This window comes from Campylobacter mucosalis (genome assembly GCF_013372205.1).
GTDB classification, from domain to species: Bacteria; Campylobacterota; Campylobacteria; order Campylobacterales; family Campylobacteraceae; genus Campylobacter_A; species Campylobacter_A mucosalis.
Map to the genome: position 1 here is coordinate 1677575 of NZ_CP053831.1, position 18140 is coordinate 1695714.

General features: G+C 36.0%; 24 protein-coding genes and 1 pseudogene. 7 read left to right on the forward strand and 18 right to left on the reverse strand.

The genetic code is table 11. The features are described from left to right. Positions 1–36: 36 nt before the first annotated feature. From hemJ to glmM, 4 genes are read right to left on the reverse strand one after another with little or no spacing between them, the layout of a single operon-like run. Positions 37–480, reverse strand: coding sequence for a protoporphyrinogen oxidase HemJ (hemJ, locus tag CMCT_RS08660; RefSeq protein ID WP_034969976.1), 444 nt, complete (start codon positions 478–480; stop codon positions 37–39). Between the two features lie 8 nt (positions 481–488). After that, positions 489–848, reverse strand: coding sequence for an NINE protein (locus tag CMCT_RS08665; protein ID WP_034969975.1), 360 nt, complete (start codon positions 846–848; stop codon positions 489–491). Further along, on the reverse strand, positions 845–1309 hold the full coding sequence (lspA, locus tag CMCT_RS08670; RefSeq protein WP_034969973.1) for a signal peptidase II: 465 nt from the start codon (positions 1307–1309) through the stop codon (positions 845–847). Before lspA ends, CMCT_RS08665 begins: the two co-directional genes overlap by 4 nt. Beyond that, positions 1306–2646: a phosphoglucosamine mutase gene (gene glmM / locus CMCT_RS08675; RefSeq protein ID WP_034969971.1), complete on the reverse strand. Its 1341-nt coding sequence runs from the start codon at positions 2644–2646 to the stop codon at positions 1306–1308. Before glmM ends, lspA begins: the two co-directional genes overlap by 4 nt. Positions 2647–2926: 280 nt before the next feature. Between glmM and rpsT the strand changes: the two genes are divergently transcribed. After that, positions 2927–3196 carry a 30S ribosomal protein S20 gene (gene rpsT / locus CMCT_RS08680; RefSeq protein ID WP_034969968.1) on the forward strand — a complete coding sequence of 90 codons (270 nt, stop codon included), beginning with the start codon at positions 2927–2929 and terminating at the stop codon, positions 3194–3196. A gap of 7 nt (positions 3197–3203) precedes the next feature. Then, positions 3204–4271, forward strand: a complete 1068-nt coding sequence (gene prfA / locus CMCT_RS08685) for a peptide chain release factor 1 (RefSeq protein WP_034969965.1) — start codon at positions 3204–3206, stop codon at positions 4269–4271. Positions 4272–4844: 573 nt separating this feature from the next. On the opposite strand, the pseudogene CMCT_RS08690 reads toward prfA, so the two are convergent. The 4 genes and pseudogenes from CMCT_RS08690 to mqnP form a co-directional block, all read right to left on the reverse strand. Continuing rightward, positions 4845–5025: pseudogene (locus tag CMCT_RS08690) on the reverse strand (IS1595 family transposase); the annotation flags it as partial. Between the two features lie 148 nt (positions 5026–5173). Then, a complete protein-coding gene (locus tag CMCT_RS08695) occupies positions 5174–5611 on the reverse strand; it encodes a DUF6115 domain-containing protein (protein WP_176325114.1) in 438 nt (145 codons plus the stop codon). Positions 5612–5687: 76 nt separating this feature from the next. After that, positions 5688–6194 carry a hypothetical protein gene (locus CMCT_RS08700; protein WP_034969963.1) on the reverse strand — a complete coding sequence of 169 codons (507 nt, stop codon included), beginning with the start codon at positions 6192–6194 and terminating at the stop codon, positions 5688–5690. Continuing rightward, a complete protein-coding gene (mqnP, locus tag CMCT_RS08705; RefSeq protein WP_034969961.1) occupies positions 6191–7060 on the reverse strand; it encodes a menaquinone biosynthesis prenyltransferase MqnP in 870 nt (289 codons plus the stop codon). Before mqnP ends, CMCT_RS08700 begins: the two co-directional genes overlap by 4 nt. 80 nt (positions 7061–7140) lie before the next feature. Here mqnP and miaA point away from each other — a divergent pair, with 80 nt between their 5' ends. The 5 genes from miaA (at position 7141) to CMCT_RS08730 (ending at position 11442) form a co-directional block, all read left to right on the forward strand. Beyond that, a complete protein-coding gene (miaA, locus tag CMCT_RS08710) occupies positions 7141–8016 on the forward strand; it encodes a tRNA (adenosine(37)-N6)-dimethylallyltransferase MiaA (RefSeq protein ID WP_034969959.1) in 876 nt (291 codons plus the stop codon). A gap of 67 nt (positions 8017–8083) precedes the next feature. Next, a complete protein-coding gene (locus tag CMCT_RS08715) occupies positions 8084–8875 on the forward strand; it encodes an amino acid ABC transporter substrate-binding protein (protein WP_176325115.1) in 792 nt (263 codons plus the stop codon). A 48-nt stretch (positions 8876–8923) separates the two neighbouring features. Then, the gene (locus CMCT_RS08720; RefSeq protein ID WP_244948648.1) at positions 8924–9550 is read left to right on the forward strand and encodes an amino acid ABC transporter permease; all 627 of its coding nucleotides are present in this window, start codon (positions 8924–8926) and stop codon (positions 9548–9550) included. A gap of 2 nt (positions 9551–9552) precedes the next feature. Beyond that, entirely contained in the window at positions 9553–10290 is a 738-nt protein-coding gene (locus CMCT_RS08725; RefSeq protein ID WP_034969954.1) for an amino acid ABC transporter ATP-binding protein, read from the forward strand. Positions 10291–10299: 9 nt separating this feature from the next. Continuing rightward, positions 10300–11442: a trans-sulfuration enzyme family protein gene (locus CMCT_RS08730; RefSeq protein ID WP_034969952.1), complete on the forward strand. Its 1143-nt coding sequence runs from the start codon at positions 10300–10302 to the stop codon at positions 11440–11442. Here CMCT_RS08730 and CMCT_RS09350 read toward each other — a convergent pair whose 3' ends face one another. The 10 genes from CMCT_RS09350 to metE form a co-directional block, all read right to left on the reverse strand. Next, on the reverse strand, positions 11443–11625 hold the full coding sequence (locus tag CMCT_RS09350) for a hypothetical protein (protein WP_051654925.1): 183 nt from the start codon (positions 11623–11625) through the stop codon (positions 11443–11445). Positions 11626–11660: 35 nt separating this feature from the next. Next, positions 11661–12068 (reverse strand): hypothetical protein, encoded by a 408-nt coding sequence (locus CMCT_RS09355; RefSeq protein ID WP_051654924.1) that lies wholly within the window; start codon positions 12066–12068, stop codon positions 11661–11663. 17 nt (positions 12069–12085) lie between these two features. Further along, the gene (locus CMCT_RS09360) at positions 12086–12397 is read right to left on the reverse strand and encodes a hypothetical protein (protein WP_051654923.1); all 312 of its coding nucleotides are present in this window, start codon (positions 12395–12397) and stop codon (positions 12086–12088) included. A 111-nt stretch (positions 12398–12508) separates the two neighbouring features. After that, entirely contained in the window at positions 12509–13411 is a 903-nt protein-coding gene (locus tag CMCT_RS09365; RefSeq protein ID WP_051654922.1) for a helicase HerA domain-containing protein, read from the reverse strand. Between the two features lie 31 nt (positions 13412–13442). Continuing rightward, complete coding sequence (locus tag CMCT_RS08740; RefSeq protein WP_171994274.1) at positions 13443–13595, reverse strand: hypothetical protein; 153 nt, start codon at positions 13593–13595, stop codon at positions 13443–13445. Beyond that, a complete protein-coding gene (locus tag CMCT_RS08745) occupies positions 13582–14064 on the reverse strand; it encodes a PilZ domain-containing protein (RefSeq protein ID WP_217903839.1) in 483 nt (160 codons plus the stop codon). Before CMCT_RS08745 ends, CMCT_RS08740 begins: the two co-directional genes overlap by 14 nt. A gap of 137 nt (positions 14065–14201) precedes the next feature. Beyond that, the gene (locus CMCT_RS09475) at positions 14202–14336 is read right to left on the reverse strand and encodes a hypothetical protein (protein ID WP_280525193.1); all 135 of its coding nucleotides are present in this window, start codon (positions 14334–14336) and stop codon (positions 14202–14204) included. A 44-nt stretch (positions 14337–14380) separates the two neighbouring features. Then, positions 14381–15265: a methylenetetrahydrofolate reductase gene (locus CMCT_RS08750; protein WP_034969950.1), complete on the reverse strand. Its 885-nt coding sequence runs from the start codon at positions 15263–15265 to the stop codon at positions 14381–14383. A 5-nt stretch (positions 15266–15270) separates the two neighbouring features. Further along, the gene (locus CMCT_RS08755) at positions 15271–15729 is read right to left on the reverse strand and encodes a hypothetical protein (protein ID WP_034969947.1); all 459 of its coding nucleotides are present in this window, start codon (positions 15727–15729) and stop codon (positions 15271–15273) included. Between the two features lie 20 nt (positions 15730–15749). Beyond that, positions 15750–18020, reverse strand: a complete 2271-nt coding sequence (metE, locus tag CMCT_RS08760) for a 5-methyltetrahydropteroyltriglutamate--homocysteine S-methyltransferase (protein WP_034969945.1) — start codon at positions 18018–18020, stop codon at positions 15750–15752. Positions 18021–18140: the final 120 nt, after the last annotated feature.

Consider the following 18140-nt stretch of genomic DNA (forward strand, 5'->3'; position numbering starts at 1 on the left):
ATGTCTAGCTAAACCATCGCACAAGGCGACCAAAAATTAGAATGGTTTAAAAACTATCATCCATATAATAATAAGCATTGCGACTGTTGGAACTTCGTTATATGCCCTAAAAAACATACCCGTTCTCTTACAGCGACCAGCTTTTAGCTCTCTCATATAATAACCCAAGCTAAAATGATAAGCTGCCATTAAAACAACGACTAGTAGCTTTAGATGCATATAGCCTATTTTTAGCAGATCAGGCATAGCAAGTATGATAAGCACACCTGTTGCAAAAGAGCCGATTAACGCTGGGTAGCCTATATACTTATACATCTTATACTCCATCACTTCAACCACTTTGACATAGTCTGGCTTGTCGTAGTTCTCAGCGTGATAGACATAAAGCCTAGGCTGATAAAATAACATCGCCATCCACGATATGAAAAACAGGTAGTGCAAATACCTAAAGTAGTTGTAATACTCACTAAAAATTTCCATATTCTCTCCTATCTAAATAGTATTTCTTTTCTAGCTTCAAACTCTGCTTTGCTTATCTTTCCTGATTCGTAAAGCTCATAAAGTGTGCGTAAGTCATTCGCGATATCTTTGTTTCTTAGCTCATCTTTTAAATTTTGCTTTATTATATTTTTATCAACATAAGAACCAGTTAAAAATACATCAACTATCCACCAAATTCCCCAAATCGCTAAAAATAGATATCCAACTAAAATAAACGTCAGAGCAGAACCCGTAAAAAATAGAGCCATCATCGCAAAGCCTGATATAAATTTGCCAAGATAAAGCCTATGAGCCCCAAGCCAACCTAAGAAGAACCACAACGCATAAGCTATGTATATATTGTTCAATTTTTTTCCTTTTTAAGTGCTTTTTTATGCAAAAAACTTTGAAAAAGTATGACCACAACGCCAATGTCTATCATTACGTCAGCAAAGTTAAATACCGCAAATTCAAACCATTTATGCCAAAATACATAATCCACAACTCCACCGTGGATAAAGCGATCAAGCACATTTGAACTACCAGCACCAAGTATCATACCAATAGCAATGGTGTGCGAGCAAATGATTGTCTTTTCTTTTACCAAATATAAAAAAACTACAATTAAAAGTGCTGTTTGTATAAATTTTAAATTCTCGCCCAAAAAAGCAAACATAGAAAATGCCACGCCCCTGTTGTATGTAAGAATTAGTGAAAAAAACTCTCCATCATATCTGCCATAACCTGCGACATATAGCCATTTTATAGCTTGATCAATTGCAAAAATTACAAAAAAAGCGATCAGAAATTTTAAAAAAATACCCTTCACGAATTTAATGCTTTCACAAAAAATTTCTCAACCTCATCCATACGCTTTTCAACCAAAGCCTGATTTTTGCCCTCTAGTAAAAGGCGGATTAAATTTTCAGTGCCTGAATAGCGAAATAGTGGGCGAATTCCCTCTTTTTTAAGGCTCTCTTGCAACTCTTTTAATCCAGAAATTTCATCAAGCGGTTTTTTCTCTGTTATCTTTAAATTTAGCAAAATTTGTGGATATGGCTTAACTTCGTTAAAAACAGCACTCGCTTTTTTGCCCTTTTTAAGTAGCATTGCAACCACCTGCATTGCAGTAACTAAGCCGTCTCCGGTCTTTGCAAAGTCACTAAAAATCACGTGTCCGCTCTGCTCTCCACCAAAATTTATGCCCTCTTTTTTCATCATTTCAAGCACATATTTATCGCCGACATTTGCCCGAAATAGCTTTAATTTATGTTTTGACAAATAGTCCTCTAATGCAGCATTACTCATTATCGTAGCGACCACACCACCGCCTTTTAAGGCACCTTGTTCTGATAAAAACACACCAAGCACACCAAGCACAGCGTCGCCATTTACGATATTGCCCTCATCATCAACGACCACAAGTCTATCAGCGTCGCCGTCAAACGCAAAGCCGATATCAGCACGAAGTCTTTTAACCTCACTAGCTAAATTTTCAGGATGAAGCGCTCCGCAACTTTGGTTGATATTTGAGCCGTTTGGCTCGTCATTTATAACGATAACATCGGCTCCAAGCTCACTAAACACGGTCGGAGCGACCTTGTAGGCAGCACCATTTGCCACATCTAAAACAACGCGTAAATTTCTTAAATTTAGCTCTTTTGGGAATGAGTTTTTAATCTGGACAATATAACGCCCTATGACATCATCAATTCTCTTGTTTGCACCGATGTTTTCCATAGTTTTTTGAGCATTTGCAATTATCTCATCATCATAAAAAATTTTCTCTATCTGTGCTTCTATATTCTCATCTAGTTTATCACCCTTAGCGTCAAAAAATTTAATGCCGTTATCATAATATGGATTATGACTAGCACTTATCATAATCCCAGCGTCACAACGCATATTTTCAGTCAAAAATGCCACAGCAGGTGTTGGCATAGGGCCAATTTGAAGGACATTATACCCCACAGCCGTAAGCCCAGCAACGATTGCCGTTTCTATCATATAGCCCGATTTTCTAGTATCTTTGCCGACTAAAATCACATTTGTGTTTGAGTGCTTTCTAAAATAAATTCCAGCCGCCATTGCTAATCTCATCGCCGTTTGAGCTGAAATTTTCTCACCAGCTTTGCCACGAACGCCGTCAGTGCCAAATAGTTTCATTATTTTTATCCTTTTTTCTTATACTTTATTGCTCTATTTTAAATTTTAAAATTTCATAATGAAGCATATCGCACCAAGAAACGAATTCTTGTGCCGATAGGGCGTTGCGTTCTATGCTGAGTTATGAAATTTAAAAACCATAAATAGCAAAATTTTCGTTGATTTTATCAAAATCCACTTAAATTTTTGTTTTAATTAAAGCTCACTTAAATTAAGTGTCATTTAAATATATTTTTAGTAAAATCGGCAATTTAAAATTAATTCCAAAAAGGGTAAATTTATGGCAAATCACAAATCTGCTGAAAAAAGAGCAAGGCAAACGATAAAAAGAACAGAGCGAAACAGATTTTACCGCACAAGACTTAAAAACATCACAAAAGGTGTTGTAGTGGCTGTTGAAGCAAAAGATTTAAGCAAAGCAGAAGAGGCTTTAAAACTAGCAAATAAAAGTTTTCATAGCTTCGTAAGCAAGGGCTTCTTGAAAAAACAAACAGCTTCACGCCGTGTAAGTCGCCTTGCAAAACTTGTAAATTCACTAAAAAACGCATAAATTTTAAATGTTAGCCGATAAACTTCGTCCATTTTTGGATCGCTATGATGAAATTTCATCACTTCTTAGCGATCCAAATATTGTAAATGATATTGAGAAAATGACGAAACTCTCAAAAGAGCAATCAAGCCTTGAAGAGATAAGAAATACGGCTAAAAACTACCTAAAAACTCTTGACGATATAGAAGAAAATAGGGCTTTACTTGATGATAGTGAGCTTGGCGATTTGGCAAAAGAAGAGCTTAAAAATGCTCAAATTCGCAAAGAAGAGCTTGAAAACGAGATAAAAATTCTACTCCTACCAAAAGATCCAAATGATGATAGAAATATCTTTTTAGAAATTCGTGCTGGTACCGGTGGCGATGAAGCGGCGTTATTTGTGGGCGATTTGTTTAATGCTTACATCAGATACGCGGACGCAAAGGGATATAAATTTGAGATCGTTAGCCAAAGCGAGGGCAGTGTCGGTGGATTTAAAGAGGTGATTTTGCTCATAAAGGGCAAGGGGGCTTACTCACGCTTGAAATTTGAGGGTGGTACGCACAGGGTTCAGCGTGTGCCAGAAACCGAATCTCAAGGGCGTGTGCATACTTCAGCGGTTACGGTTGCCATTATGCCAGAGGTTGAGGATAGTGAAGTGCAGATAAATCCAAACGACCTTAGAATCGACGTAATGAGAAGCTCAGGACACGGCGGACAAAGCGTAAATACAACCGATAGTGCCGTCAGAATCACACATATACCAACAGGTATCGTAGTAACCAACCAAGACGGCAAATCCCAGCATAAAAATAAAGACGCTGCGATGAAAGTGCTAAAAGCTAGACTTTTTGAAATGCAAGAGGCTGAGCGTCTTGAAAAAGAGATGAAAGATAGAAAAGAGCAGGTCGGCACAGGCGACCGCTCTGGACGCATACGCACCTACAACTTCCCACAAAATCGTATCTCAGATCACCGCATAAACCTCACGCTTTACCGCCTTGACGCGATAATGACAGCTGGGCTTTTTGACGAGATTATCGACCCACTCATAACTCACGCTCAATCAGAAGCGTTACTTGAAGCTGGACTTTAAAATTTCGCATTTTTATATAAGATATTTTTTTAGATTATTATAATTTTGTCTCAATTAAACCTAATAAGTAGTATTTGATAAAAATTTTCTCTGTTATTAAATCTAAGCTTACACTCTTTTATCTCTTTAAACTTACTTCAATAACCCCAAAATTTCCCTATACCATTTTAGCTTTTACTTTTAATCTACCAAACCACTATAAGTCTTAAAATAGGCACTAGCTCATTTTTTGATAAACCGCACATAAGTCTTGCCAACTCTTTTTAGCACACAAAATACTAGCTGTTTATTGTTACGTTTTTTACGAACCATTTTTGGTTTTAAAGTAGTTTTCACCTATCTTATTTTGCCATTAAATTTAGAAATTTTTTCGTATTCTTGTATCTTTAAAATTCTGATATTTTTAAAATTTTTACATAAGTTTTGTTCTAAAATTCATGTTAATTTAGACATTTTACTAGCTTTAACATCTATGCAAAAATACTTTAAAATTTCTCTAATTTTAGCTTCTGAAATTCTTAAACAGACTATATTTGTTTGAGTCAAGTAAATCAAATTTGACTTTTTCTTACCAAATTCATTTTCTTTGTGATAAAGATAGAAAATTCCTTTCTAATCCCCTTAAATTTAGTCAATCTATGCTTTGCATAAGCCCAAAAACTATATGATTTTTGCCATTTGCAAACTAGTTCTTTCAGTGCTTTATCACATAATGAGATTTTGTAGCATAATCTAAAAGTCTATTATAGGCTTTTTAAGAAAATCAGCAATAGCCAACTCGCAGAGCAATTTTATCTATTTATTTTTTTATAGTTATCATAGCAACCAAAAAGTTGTTAGATATGAAAATCTGCACAAAGCAAGGCAGTATAAAACAAATTTAAAACAAAATATAAATAAAATTAAATTAATTTATGCATTTTTAACACAAACTCAACTCTGCCAAGCCCCAAATACAGGTCTTTTGCGATAGCTTCACTACTTTTGCCTTCGTTAAAAAGTCGCACTATCTGCTCTGCTTCATTTTGCATACTTGGCGGTGTGATTTTATTTATATCGCGAGTGCGTTCTTCAAGGCTATAAATTCGGCTTTGTTGCTCACTTTGAAACTCATCTATCGTGCTTTCAATGTTTTTTAGCGAGTTAAAAAGAGGTAAAATTTTCTCACTTAAACGACTCTCAATCTTCTCATCAAGCTGTTTTTCAAGCACACTTAAATCCACCACGCCACCATCATTTGTGCTTGTTAGCGTTAAAAGTTGCTTTTTTAAGGCAAAATTTTCTTGTATCACGCCCTCAATAACCTTTTCAAATCTAGCAAATTTCTTTTTTTGATTCAAGCTCTTTTAGATAGATAAAACCTAAAAGTGCTGCTAAAATTACACTAAAAACAAAATATAATCCAAATTTTCTCCTTTAATCTCTATTTTGCCGTATCATCACACGCTCTCTTGCGGTTACATAGGCATTAAAATCACTCTCATCATCAGTGTGCATTGTTGAAATTTTTGCTGTTTTTTCATCAACTCCAGTTAGGTAAATAGCTATCGTTCGCTTTGGAAATATCGGCATTAAAATACGTTCATAATAGCTTTTGCCACTTTGAAATTTTGGCTCATCAATGCTAATGCCATCAAAGCCAATGCCGTTAATTTTAGCCACACTTTTAAGCTCAATCCTGCTTTTTTGCTCGTTTTTTATTATCTCGCTAAGCTCATCAAATTTACGATGAAGTTCAATTAAAAGCGTTAAAAGCACCTGATCGCTCTCTTTTGTATCGCCTCTTGCCTTGGCACGTTTTAGCCACGCTCCAAGTGCGTCCTCTTCGCTTCTTGTCATTGAGTTAAACTCATTAAAAAACTGCTCATTTTTATCATCATCAAGCTCAAATTCCAGCACCAAACTAGCAGGGACTAATCTCATAATAAATCAACCAAAACAAAGATAAAAAACATAATGCCAAGATAACCATTAAGCGTGAAAAATGCCCTATAAATCTTACTAAAATCACGCCTTACAATGCGGTGTTCTTGCCATAAAATCACACCACTTAACACCACACCAAAAAATGCAAATCCACCAAGTTTTGCCGACCAACAAAAAAGCAACCAAAACAACACAGCAAGTGCGTGAAATAGGGCTGAAATAAAAAGCGTGGCCTTATCGCCATAAATGCTAGGCACACTAAAAAGTCCGTTTTTAACGTCAAATTCTAAATCTTGAAGCGAATAAAGCAGATCAAATCCAGCCACCCAAAAAACCGCGCCAAGCGATAAAAGCACAGCATAAAGCGTAATCTCATTTGCCACAGCAACCACGCCTGCAATTGGTGCAAGTCCTAAACTAACACCTAAAACAACGTGTGCGAGCGAACTAAAACGCTTAAAAATTGAGTAAATTGCAAGAATAATTAAAATCGGCACACTTAAATAAAATGCTAAATCATTTATAAAATACGCTACAAGCACGAAAACAATGGCATTTATAGCGATAAAAATGAGCAAATTATTTGCACCAATCCTGCCATCAACGCTAGGGCGAGATGCTGTTCGTGGGTTATGTTTATCAATATCTCTATCGGCATAGCGATTAAACGCCATAGCAAAATTTCTAGCACTCACAGCACACAAAACGCCTAAAATCAGCAGTTTAAAGCCAAACCAAGCCGAACCTGTTTTAATAAAACTAGCCACAATCATCGCCGTAAAAATAAACGGCAAAGCAAATATTGAGTGCTTAAAGACGATTAAATCGCTAATATCTTTTAATAAATTTAGAAATTTTTGTATTTTTATCCAAGAGTTTTTCGTGGATTTTACACGGATTTTCTTTAAATTTAGTATAATTTTTAATTTTTAAGGGATTTAAAATGTTTAGACAATTTTGCATCATCGGCACGACAGCAAGTGGCAAAACCGACCTAGCACTGCAAATAGCACGTGAATTTAACGGCATTATTTTAAGCCTTGATAGTCTATCAATTTACCGCTATATTGACATAGCAAGTGCTAAACCAAGCAAAGATGATTTAAAAAATGTTAAACATTTTGGCATTGATTTAATTAATCCAGATGAAAATTTTAGCGTTGGCAGGTTTTTTGAAATTTACAAACAAGCACGAGATTATGCTAAAAAGCAAAACAAAATTTTAATAATCACCGGCGGGAGCGGATTTTATTTAAAGGCGATGATGAGCGGACTCACACCAGATGTGCCAAAATACGACACGCCAGACAATGCCAAAATTTATGAGTTAATCACACAAATTGACCCAGAATTTAAAGCAAAATTTAGCCAAAATGACACATACCGACTACAAAAGTGGTTTTGTATTTATAAATTTAGCAATCAAAAGCCGAGCTTATGGCTAAAAAACAACACGCAAGAGCCAATTTTAAAAGAAATTCCGATATTTGAAATTTTATGGGATGTAAAAACAATTAGAGAACGCATAGAAATTCGCACCAAAAATATGTTAAAAAATGGACTTCTTGATGAAGCAAAGTGGCTATTTAAGCGTTATGATAGCGATTTAAAACCACTAAAATCAATCGGATTAAAAGAGTGTGGCGAGTTTTTTAGTGGTAAAATTTCAAGTCAAAACGAACTTGAAACACTAATTTTTACACACACAGCGCAACTTGCAAAAAGACAGCGGACATTTAATCGCTCAGCGTTTTTAGAAAAAATAAGCGGTGATTTAAATTTTATTAACGATGAAGTTAGAAAATTTTTAAAATTTTAACCAAATTTAATGACTTTTTGCTAAAATCGCTCAAACGTAAAGCAAACGTAAATAAAAAGGACTGCAAATGAAACTAAAATTTTTAGCAAAAACGATATTTCTAGCGACTGCAACGCTATTTTTCGTAGCTTGCGGAGGTGATGAAGCAAAGAGCCAAAATGCCTTTGAGCGTATCAAAAAAGATGGTGTTTTAAGAGTTGGCACAGAAGGGACCTACTCGCCGTTTTCGTATCACAACGAAAAAGATGAGCTTGTAGGATATGATGTTGATATTGCTAGGGCTGTTGGCGAAAAAATCGGTGTAAAAGTTGAGTTTGTTGAAGCGCCTTGGGATGCTATGTTGGCGGCGTTTGATGCTGGTAAATCTGATGTTGTCTTTAATCAAGTTACAATAAATGAAGATAGAAAGAAAAAATACGACTACACACTACCTTACACAAAATCACGAAGTGCCTTAATCGTGCATAAAGATAACAACGACATTAAAGATTTTAGCGACTTAAAGGGCAAAAATTCAGCCCACTCAGCCACTAGCAACTGGGCGAAATTAGCCGAAAATCTTGGTGCAAATATTGTAACTACCGACGGATTTAGCAAAGGTGTTGAGCTGATCATCACAAAACGTGCCGACGCTACAATAAATGATGACGTTACATTTTATGATTATCTAAAACAAAAACCAGACGCACCGATAAAAATCGCAAAAAACGGCGATGAAGCGATACTTTCAGCCGCTATTGTTAAAAAAGGCGAAGATGATTTAGTAAATGCAATCAACAACGCTATAAAAGAGTTACAAAATAATGGAAAAATAAAGGAAATTTCAATAAAATACTTCGGCAAAGATATCTCACAATAAAAAGGATTTGATATAGAACGGGCAATTGAAATTATATTTGAAGCGATTGTGCCAATTGCAGTCGCTGGGGCAAAAATCACGATACCGCTTAGTATTATTTCATTTGCCTTTGGGCTTGTTATTGCCGTTATTACGGCACTTGCGCGACTTTCAAAGATTAAAATTTTAAAAATATTTTTTGATTTTTACGTTTGGATTTTTCGTGGCACCCCTATGCTTGTTCAGCTTTTTATCGTGTTTTATGGGCTACCAAAGGTTGGAATTCAGTTTGATATTTGGAGTGCAGCCATTGTTGCGTTTAGCCTAAATGTCGGCGCTTACGCATCAGAAGCGATTAGGGCAGCTATCCTTTCGGTGCCAAAGGGACAATGGGAGGCAGCACTATCTCTTGGTATGAATAAGGTTATGATTTTACGACGAATTATCGCCCCGCAAGCGATGAGAATTTCTATCCCACCGCTTTCAAACACCTTTATTAGCCTAGTTAAAGACACATCTTTGGCTGCTTCTATAACGATGGTTGATATGTTTATGGTCGCTCAACGCATTGCTGCACGGACTTTTGAGCCACTTTTACTTTATGTTTTAGTCGCCGTTATGTATCTAATAATCTGCACAGCACTTACGTTTTTGCAGTCATATTTAGAGAAACGCTCATCAAAATTTTTAGGATAAATATGTCAGTAAAACTCATAAAAATAAACAAATTTTTTGGTGAAAATCACGTTTTAAAAGATATAGATTTAGAAATTTACGACAAGCAAACAACGGTGATTTTAGGTAGCTCTGGCTCTGGCAAATCAACGCTTTTGCGCTGTATAAATCTGCTTGAAACCCCAAATAGCGGACAAATGTATCTACGTGGATTTTATATAAATTTTTCATTGCCGATCAAAGAGAGACAAAAAATACCATTTCGTAGCCACACTGGTATGGTTTTTCAAGATTTTAACCTGTTTCCGCACCTAAACGTGCTTGAAAACATCATTGAAGCACCGATAAATGTGCTTAAAATTCCAAAAGAAGAGGCGATAGAAAACGCTAGAAATTTACTAAAAAAAGTAGGTTTGGCACAAAAAGAAAACGCATATCCAGCCACACTCTCAGGCGGACAAAAGCAAAGAGTTGCGATTGTTAGGGCATTAGCGATGAAACCATATTTTTTACTGCTTGACGAGCCAACATCAGCACTTGACCCTGAACTTGAAGCCGAAGTTTTAAAGGTTATTTTTGATTTAAGCAAAGAACAACGCTCAATCATAATCGTGACCCACAATATGGAATTTGCAAAGCGAGCAGCGGATCGGATTTTGTTTTTAGACAAGGGCAATATCATTTTTGATGGCACAAGCGATGAGTTTTTTTACAACGACAACGATAGAATTGTAAATTTTATTTCAGCGATGAAATTTTAAGGAGAGATGATGAATTTAAACACACTTTTAGTCAAAGGTATTTGTGCACACGATGACCAACACAAGGCCGTCGTGCCACCGATTTATCTATCAAGCACATTTGCACAAGACGGACTTGATGAATTTGGCAAATTTTGCTACTCACGCGGCTTAAATCCGACCACAGACGCATTTGAAACGCTATTTGCAAAGATTGAAGGCGTCAAACACTGCATTAGCTTCTCATCGGGGATGGCGGCAACTACGGCTGTTTTTCATTTGCTAAAAAGTGGCGACAAAGTGCTTTTAAATAACAATGTCTATGGCGGGACATTTAGATACGCACACAATATTTTTGCAGATAGTGGCATAAAATATGAGCTAGTTGATGGCTTAAATTTACTTAGCGAAAACGACTTAACACCAGATGTTAAAATGATTTTTGTAGAAACGCCATCAAATCCGCTTTTAAGAGTAACTGATATTAAAAAAATCGTGGATTTAGCACATAAAAAGGGGATTTTAGTAGTCGCTGATAACACATTCTTAACGCCATATTTTCAAAAATTATTTGATTTTGGAGTTGATGTTGTCGTGTATTCAGCGACAAAATATATCGGCGGACACGCTGATGTCATCGCTGGCATCGCTACGACAAACGACGAAGCACTTGGCGAGAAATTAAGATTTATTAAAAACACACTTGGTTCAAATTTAAGCCCAACTGACGCATATTCGCTAATTCGCGGACTAAAAACGCTAAGTGTTCGTTTTGATAGACAGATGCAAAATACGCATAAAATCATTGAATTTTTAAAATCAAACGAAGCCATTGACGCTGTGCATTATGCTGGGTCATACTCAGATTATGAAGATAAAATCCAAAAGAGCCAAGCTGGCGATATCGGTGCTTTAATCTCAATTGAGCTAAACGAAAATTATGATTACAAAAAATTTGTAAAATCGCTAAAACTATTTGATTTAGCCGTTAGTCTTGGAGGCGTCGAAAGTCTTGTTTGTCAGCCGTCATCAATGACACACGAATCTTATCCAGCCGAGCTTCAAGAAAAAATCGGCATTAAACCAAACCTACTTCGTTTAGCAATCGGCGTAGAGGATATAAATGATTTAATTGCTGATTTAGCAAATGCAATCAAGCTATCAAAAAAGTAGCTACATCCAAACCAAAACTACATCTTTTATAAAAATATCGCTCTTTTTTGGAGCGATTTTTATAAAAGACGGCTCTAAATTTTCATTGTTTGCTGTAATCTCGCCTGATTTTTGCTCAAATTCACGCTCTAAATCATCAATCAAAGATAAAATTTCATCAACCCCAGCCTCGCTTAATTTCACGTCATTTCGCTCTTTTAAAAGGCGATTTGTGCTTTTTACGCTAGTTGCGATTTTTGAGACACTTTTTTGCCAAATAACGCACCAATCAAACCAGCACCGATATTTATTACGGCGTCAATCGTGCTAGATTTTGCGTCATTTTGCTCTTTAACTAGCCTCTGTTTTGCACGTGCTAATCTCTCATCAAGCCTTACTCTTTGTGTCTTAAATTTCTGTTCTAACGCTTCTAGTTCTTTGTTTAAAATTTCAGCCCTTTTATCTTTTATCCTAGCTAAAAACTGCTCTTTATTCTCGCCTAAATTTGAGCTAATGCCAAAAAGCGTATAAACATAAAACCCTTCATTTTGATAGATAAAATCCTTTAAATCACTCTGTAAATTTTTTGTATTTTTAAGACGTAAAATTTCACTTGGCAATTGCGTAAATGTCGCATTTTCTGGCATTTGATTAAAATTTAAAGCTAAATTTTACTAGCATTTTGCCAGCTAAAATTTTCAACCGCCTCGCCAATAAAACTAATGTCTAAAATAGTATCAATATTTAATTTTAAATCATAAAATCTGACCTTTGCCGTGCCTAAAAAATAGGCATTTAAATCCGTATTTTTACTTGCATAAAGCTGTTTTATCTCGTTTGACAAAAGTGGTTTTTGTGAAATTTGTGTAGATTTTGGCGTAAAATTTTGACGTTTTTGGCTCATCAAATTTGAAATTTCATCAGTCGTTAATGGACCTTTTAGATAGCTTAGGGCGTAGCGAGTTTTTATCGCCATTTAGTCCGCTAATGATTCGCTCTTTATCCTGAGTGGTTAAGAGTCTGCCGATAAACCAAGTACCGATATTGCCAAGCCCTTTATAATCTAAATCTACTGGATTTTGTGTGCTTAAAACACCGCCCTAAGCTCATCTGTGCCTTCTGTCGTCCTTAACCAAGCGATAATTTCATTTAATAAAAACGTAACAAAAAACATACGCTCGTTATCATTTAGGTGCGATATGCTAAAAATGTTGCATTTTGCCTTTTTGCCGTTAAAAAGCATATTTTTTATATCAAGTCGTTCGCCGTTTGTATAGGCTTTAAAATTCGCACTTGCAATGAGTGAGTTTAATTTGACGCTAAGCTTAAAACGCTCATTTGCTGGATAAAATTTCTCAATCTCAAAGACGCCAATTTGGCTAAATGGTGGCTCATTTAGAGTTAAAATCAGCTCATTTAGAGTTAAAATTTTACCTTGTTTAAAAGTGCTTATTAAAATTTCATTTATTAAAATATACTCTTTTGATGTATCGTCATTTTGAAGTGAAACTAGCGACAAAATAGAACTTGTAAGCGAATTTATGTAGTTTATCATTGCTTCATCGTCTAAATTTTGCGGTAACGTAAAGTCGCCTAAAAGTGCTACACCAACCCCACTGCTGCTTTTTGGTGTATAAATCGTAAAATCCACGCTATCTTTAAACTCACTAACTCGCGCTAAACTACCAAAACTATTTTCAAGTCCGATTTTTAGACTATTTGCTAAATTTTCTGCCGTGTCTTTATCTTTTGCGTAAGGCAAAAATTCATCAGCATTTTTAAGCGACAAACAAAGATTAGCCATATCACCTTTTGGATCAATGACAAAGCTTGGGATATTTTTTAAACAAATCTCTTCAAGTAGCGTAACACCAAGTCCGGTTTTGCCTGAACCTGTCATACCGACAATGAGTGCGTGAGTGTTTAAATCGCTACTTTTATAAAAAAATGGCTCGTTATCTTTAATGCCAAGCAGAAATTTATCACTCATTGATAGTGGCTTTGAAGCTCATTTAGCTCATTTATCGTATCTCAACCCTTTTATCTATGAATTTATCAAGCTCAGGCGTGATTTGATTGTGATTTTGCATACAATAACGCATAAATCCGTTGTAATTTATCTGCACGACAAGCGTTAAATCAAGTGTAGTCGTAACACAGCTATCCTCGCTCACACATAGTTTTTTCGTGTGGATGAAATTTCACATCCTCTTGACTTAATACACTAAGTCCGCCCTTTGAAATATCATAAAGATTACCTAAAAGTTCGGTATTTTCGCCTTTTAGTTTAACTCTTGTAAATTTATTTGGATGCACCCTTTGGTGCTTTCTAAGGCTAGCACTCATCTTTTCAACACGCTTAAAATTCGTGAGCGTAATCGTCTTTGAAGTTAGATTAAAATCGCTAATATCAGCCTTTATGTGCTTTAAAAAATAATCATTTTTTAAAATATAAGCATTACCTTCTTGCTTCATAGCTAAAATTTGATTTAGCGTCGTTTGAAGCGTTACACTATCTTCGCCGATATTTAAAATCGTGCCGTCATTTTGGATATTTACGCCATCATAAAGATTTAAAAACGTAACACTTTTTTCTAAATCTTTTATCTTTTTAAAGGTGTTAATTGGGTGTTCAAAAAACATATCATTGTTTAAATTTAGCACCGAAGGCTAAGCTGAAACTACCTTTCTAGCCTTTAAATCCTTAATAATAAACTCAATCCTAGAAATAAGCTGCGTAAGACCAAACTCACTCTTTTTTGCGTATTGAATAAGAAAATTTAAAAAACGTGTTCTGGTAGCCTAGAAACGCCGTTTGCCTTTATTACAAGTGCCTCAAAATCATCTTTGAGTTTTAAATTATCAAGCTCATCGCTAACTAAGGCTAAGTAAATATCCTTTAAAAACATAGTCACATCATCGCTATCAAGCTCAATCAGAAGCGTTGCTTGAAGCTGGATTATAATACCCCTCTAAACTCCTTTACAAGGCTTAAACTAGCCTCTATCTCGGCACGTTTTGCCATCACACTTTCGATATTTGCACCTACACTTACTCCTAAATTTTGACCAAGCAAATAAAGCTGAGCGAAATTCTCAACGCAAATTTTTGACGACTCAGCCAAAATATCACTGCTTTTTAAAAGGCGTTCCTCTACGTTTTGTGGCACATTTATGCCAAGCCACTTTATAAATTCAAGCGTTTTTGGCGTCCCACAAGTCGTAAATGTAAAGATGATTGGCACATTTAAATTTGCCCTTGCCACGGCATTTAAAAGCTCTTTGGCTAAAGGCAGATCAAATACCGCCTGCGAGATGAAAAATTTCGCGCCAAGCGATACTTTGTGAGCCATTCTTTGCTCCTCATCGCCTTTTTTGGCGTGTCTTTCGGCTATACAAATACCGCCTACACAAAGGTTTTTAAACTCATCTCGTGCTATCTCATAAGCCCTATTTAGGCTCATTTTTGGCTCTATCTTACTCGAGGCGGCTCCTACAAATACGCTTAGATTGGCACTTTGATGAGCCAAAATTTCACGGAATTTCTGCTCATCATATTTGTTTGCCACGTTGTAAAAAATACTTGGCGTTTTTACATTTAGATAGTCGTTGTAGTAGTTATTTGGGCTTAGGGTGTCGCTAAACTCAAACGTCCGCTCACCCATTCTAGCACTCTCATCTTGTATCTCATAAAGCACCAAGCCATCGGCATTTACGCTATTTATACGCTCCGTCCAGCGAGATGAAATTTCACGAAGCTTTTGCTCGTCAAACTCCGCTTTTGGCGGTGTAAGTCCGTAAAGTAAAATTCCAGCTTTATTATTTTTTAAATTCCCTTTTAGCATCGCGCCTATTTTTCTGCAAAGTCGGCGGTTAGCATTATGCCTATCGTCTTTGGTCCAGACATACAAACAAATTTATCTTTTAAAAGTTCTTTGTTGCCACGCCAGTTACTTGATATATTAACAACATCAGCCTTATGCTTTATAGCAGACTTGACATATTTACGAATAATTTCAATAAACGCTTCCGTACAAGCATCTTTTATAAATTCTACACTAGATGTAGTTACGTATTTTTGAACCTTAATATTTGCCTTTTTGATGGTTTTATTTTGATCATTTGAACCAAATTCAAGTCTTACTCTGTCAAAACCTTTGATATTTTGTTTAGCATATTCAGAACCTAAAATTTCATTAACATCATAGACATTTCTTTGTTGAAGTGCACCTTTGTTTAAAGGTATTGAACTACGACCACAACCTACAAAAAATAGTACCAATAAAATAAATAATAAAAGCTTTTTCATCATCAACGCCTTTTAAATTTTTAAGAATTTCTTACGATTTTAACAGCTTGTGTCATATTTACTAGACTTGGCTTAACCTCTTCCCATTTGCGAGTTTTAAGACCACAATCTGGATTTATCCAAAGCTGCTCTTTTGGCAGAACTTCAAGCAGTGCTTTTATCTGTGTTACTAGCTCATCAACGCTTGGTACACGTGGGCTGTGGATATCATAAACGCCCGGCCCTACCTCTTGCTTGTAGCCAACTGATTTGAAAATTTTAAGTAGCTCATTGCCACTTCTAGCCGTTTCAATAGAGATAACATCAGCATCCATTGCTTCAATGGTTTTAATTATATCGTTAAATTCAGAGTAGCACATATGCGTGTGAATTTGCGTCTCTGGGCGTGCTGAACTAACTGAAAGCTTAAAGCAATCAACGGCAAATTTCTCATAAGCTGGGATATTTTCTACACGAAGTGGATAACCCTCCTTAAAAGCCGCCTCATCAACTTGGACGATTTTTATACCAGCGTCTTGAAGGTCTGAAATTTCATCATTTATACAAAGTGCGAGTTGCTTTGCGATCTCGGCTCGTGGCTTATCATCACGCACAAACGACCAGTTTAGGATTGTAACTGGCCCAGTTAGCATACCTTTCATTATTTTATCAGTCCTGCTTTGAGCGTAGCTTATCCAATCAACGGTCATCGGTTTTGGACGGCTTACATCACCAAATAAAAGCGGTGGCTTTACACAACGACTGCCATAGCTTTGCACCCAGCCATTTTCACTAAACGCATAGCCTTTAATCTGTTCACCAAAATACTCAACCATATCGTTTCTCTCAGGCTCTCCGTGAACTAGCACGTCAAGTCCGCACTCCTCTTGAAATTTTACGCAATCATCAATGTATTTTTTAATCCCGTCATTATAAGTACTCTCATCTATCTCGCCTTTTTTGAAATTTTGACGAAGCACACGAAGCTCGGTAGTCTGTGGGAAAGAACCTATCGTAGTAGTTGGTAAAATGCCGTAGTTTAGGGTTTTATGCTGGATTTTTATACGCTCATCAAAGCTTAGATCTCTCTGTAATTTTACAAGAGCATTAACGCGCTCAGCAACAGCCTTATCATGAATAAGCGTAGAATTTGCACGTGAGTTTGCACTAGCTTTGTTATCGTTGTAAATTTTAGTCGCAACTTCACAAAGCGGTTTGTTGTTTGCAAGAGCCGTGATAATCGAAATTTCAGATAACTTATCAACCGCAAAACTTAGCCAACTCTTTACCTCTGGATTTATTTTCTCTTCGTATTTTAGAGTAAATGGCACGTGAAGTAGTGAGCAAGATGAACCAACATAAAAGTCCTTTCCGCCAAGTCTTTTTTCAATCTCTTTTACAAACTCAACCTTTTTATCAATATCACTCTTCCAAACGTTTCTGCCGTCAACTACACCAGCAAATAATACAACGTTTGACTTTGCTAAAATTTCAAGAGCATCTAAATTTTTTACCCCATAAACAAAGTCAAGTCCGATACCATAAATTTTAGTTTTAATAGCCTCATTTACAGCTTTTAAGGCGTGTTCAAAATATGTCATAAATACGATTTTAACGTTGTTTGCTACGCTTGTTAGTTTCTCATAAACTGGTACGATTTTATCCGCTAGCTCATCGCCTTTATCGGTAACAAAAATCGGCTCATCAAACTGCACGATAATCTCATCATCAAGTTTTGAAATTTGTGCTAAAAGTTCGGCGTATTTTGCTACAACTTCATCAAGATGACAAAATGCACAGCTATCATCAGTCGTTTTTGCAAGTGCTAAAAACGTTATAGGACCAATTAGATTGATTTTTGTTTTTATCCCTTGTGCCTTAGCTTCGTTATATTCGCTAATAACCTTTTGGCTATTTAGGTTAAATTCTGTGCCTTTGTGAAGTTCTGGCACGATGTAGTGGTAGTTTGTATTAAACCACTTTGTCATCTCCATAGCAACGGCACTATTGTTGCCACGTGCCATTGAAAAATATAGCTCGTTTCCGCTTAAACCCCTAAATCTAAACGGCACACAACCTAGCATAAAAATCGTATCTAGCATAATGTCATAAAGTGAGAAGTCGTTGCTAGATATGACGTCTATATTTGCATTTTTTTGATACTCCCAGTGTCTAGCACGAAGCGTTTTTGCTGTTTGGCTTAAACTATCTTGACTAAACCCCTCTTTTTTACTCCAAAGCCCCTCTAATGAACGCTTTAACTCTCTTTTTTCGCCAATTCTTGGAAAACCTGTAACATAACTTTTTATCATTTTTTATCCTTGTAAATTTTATTTTTGTTGATGAGTTAGATAGATATACCAAAAGGCGGATGACAACCGCTTTTACGTAAAGAGAAGTGGAATTTGTAATACTCTTGACCTATTAGCAAA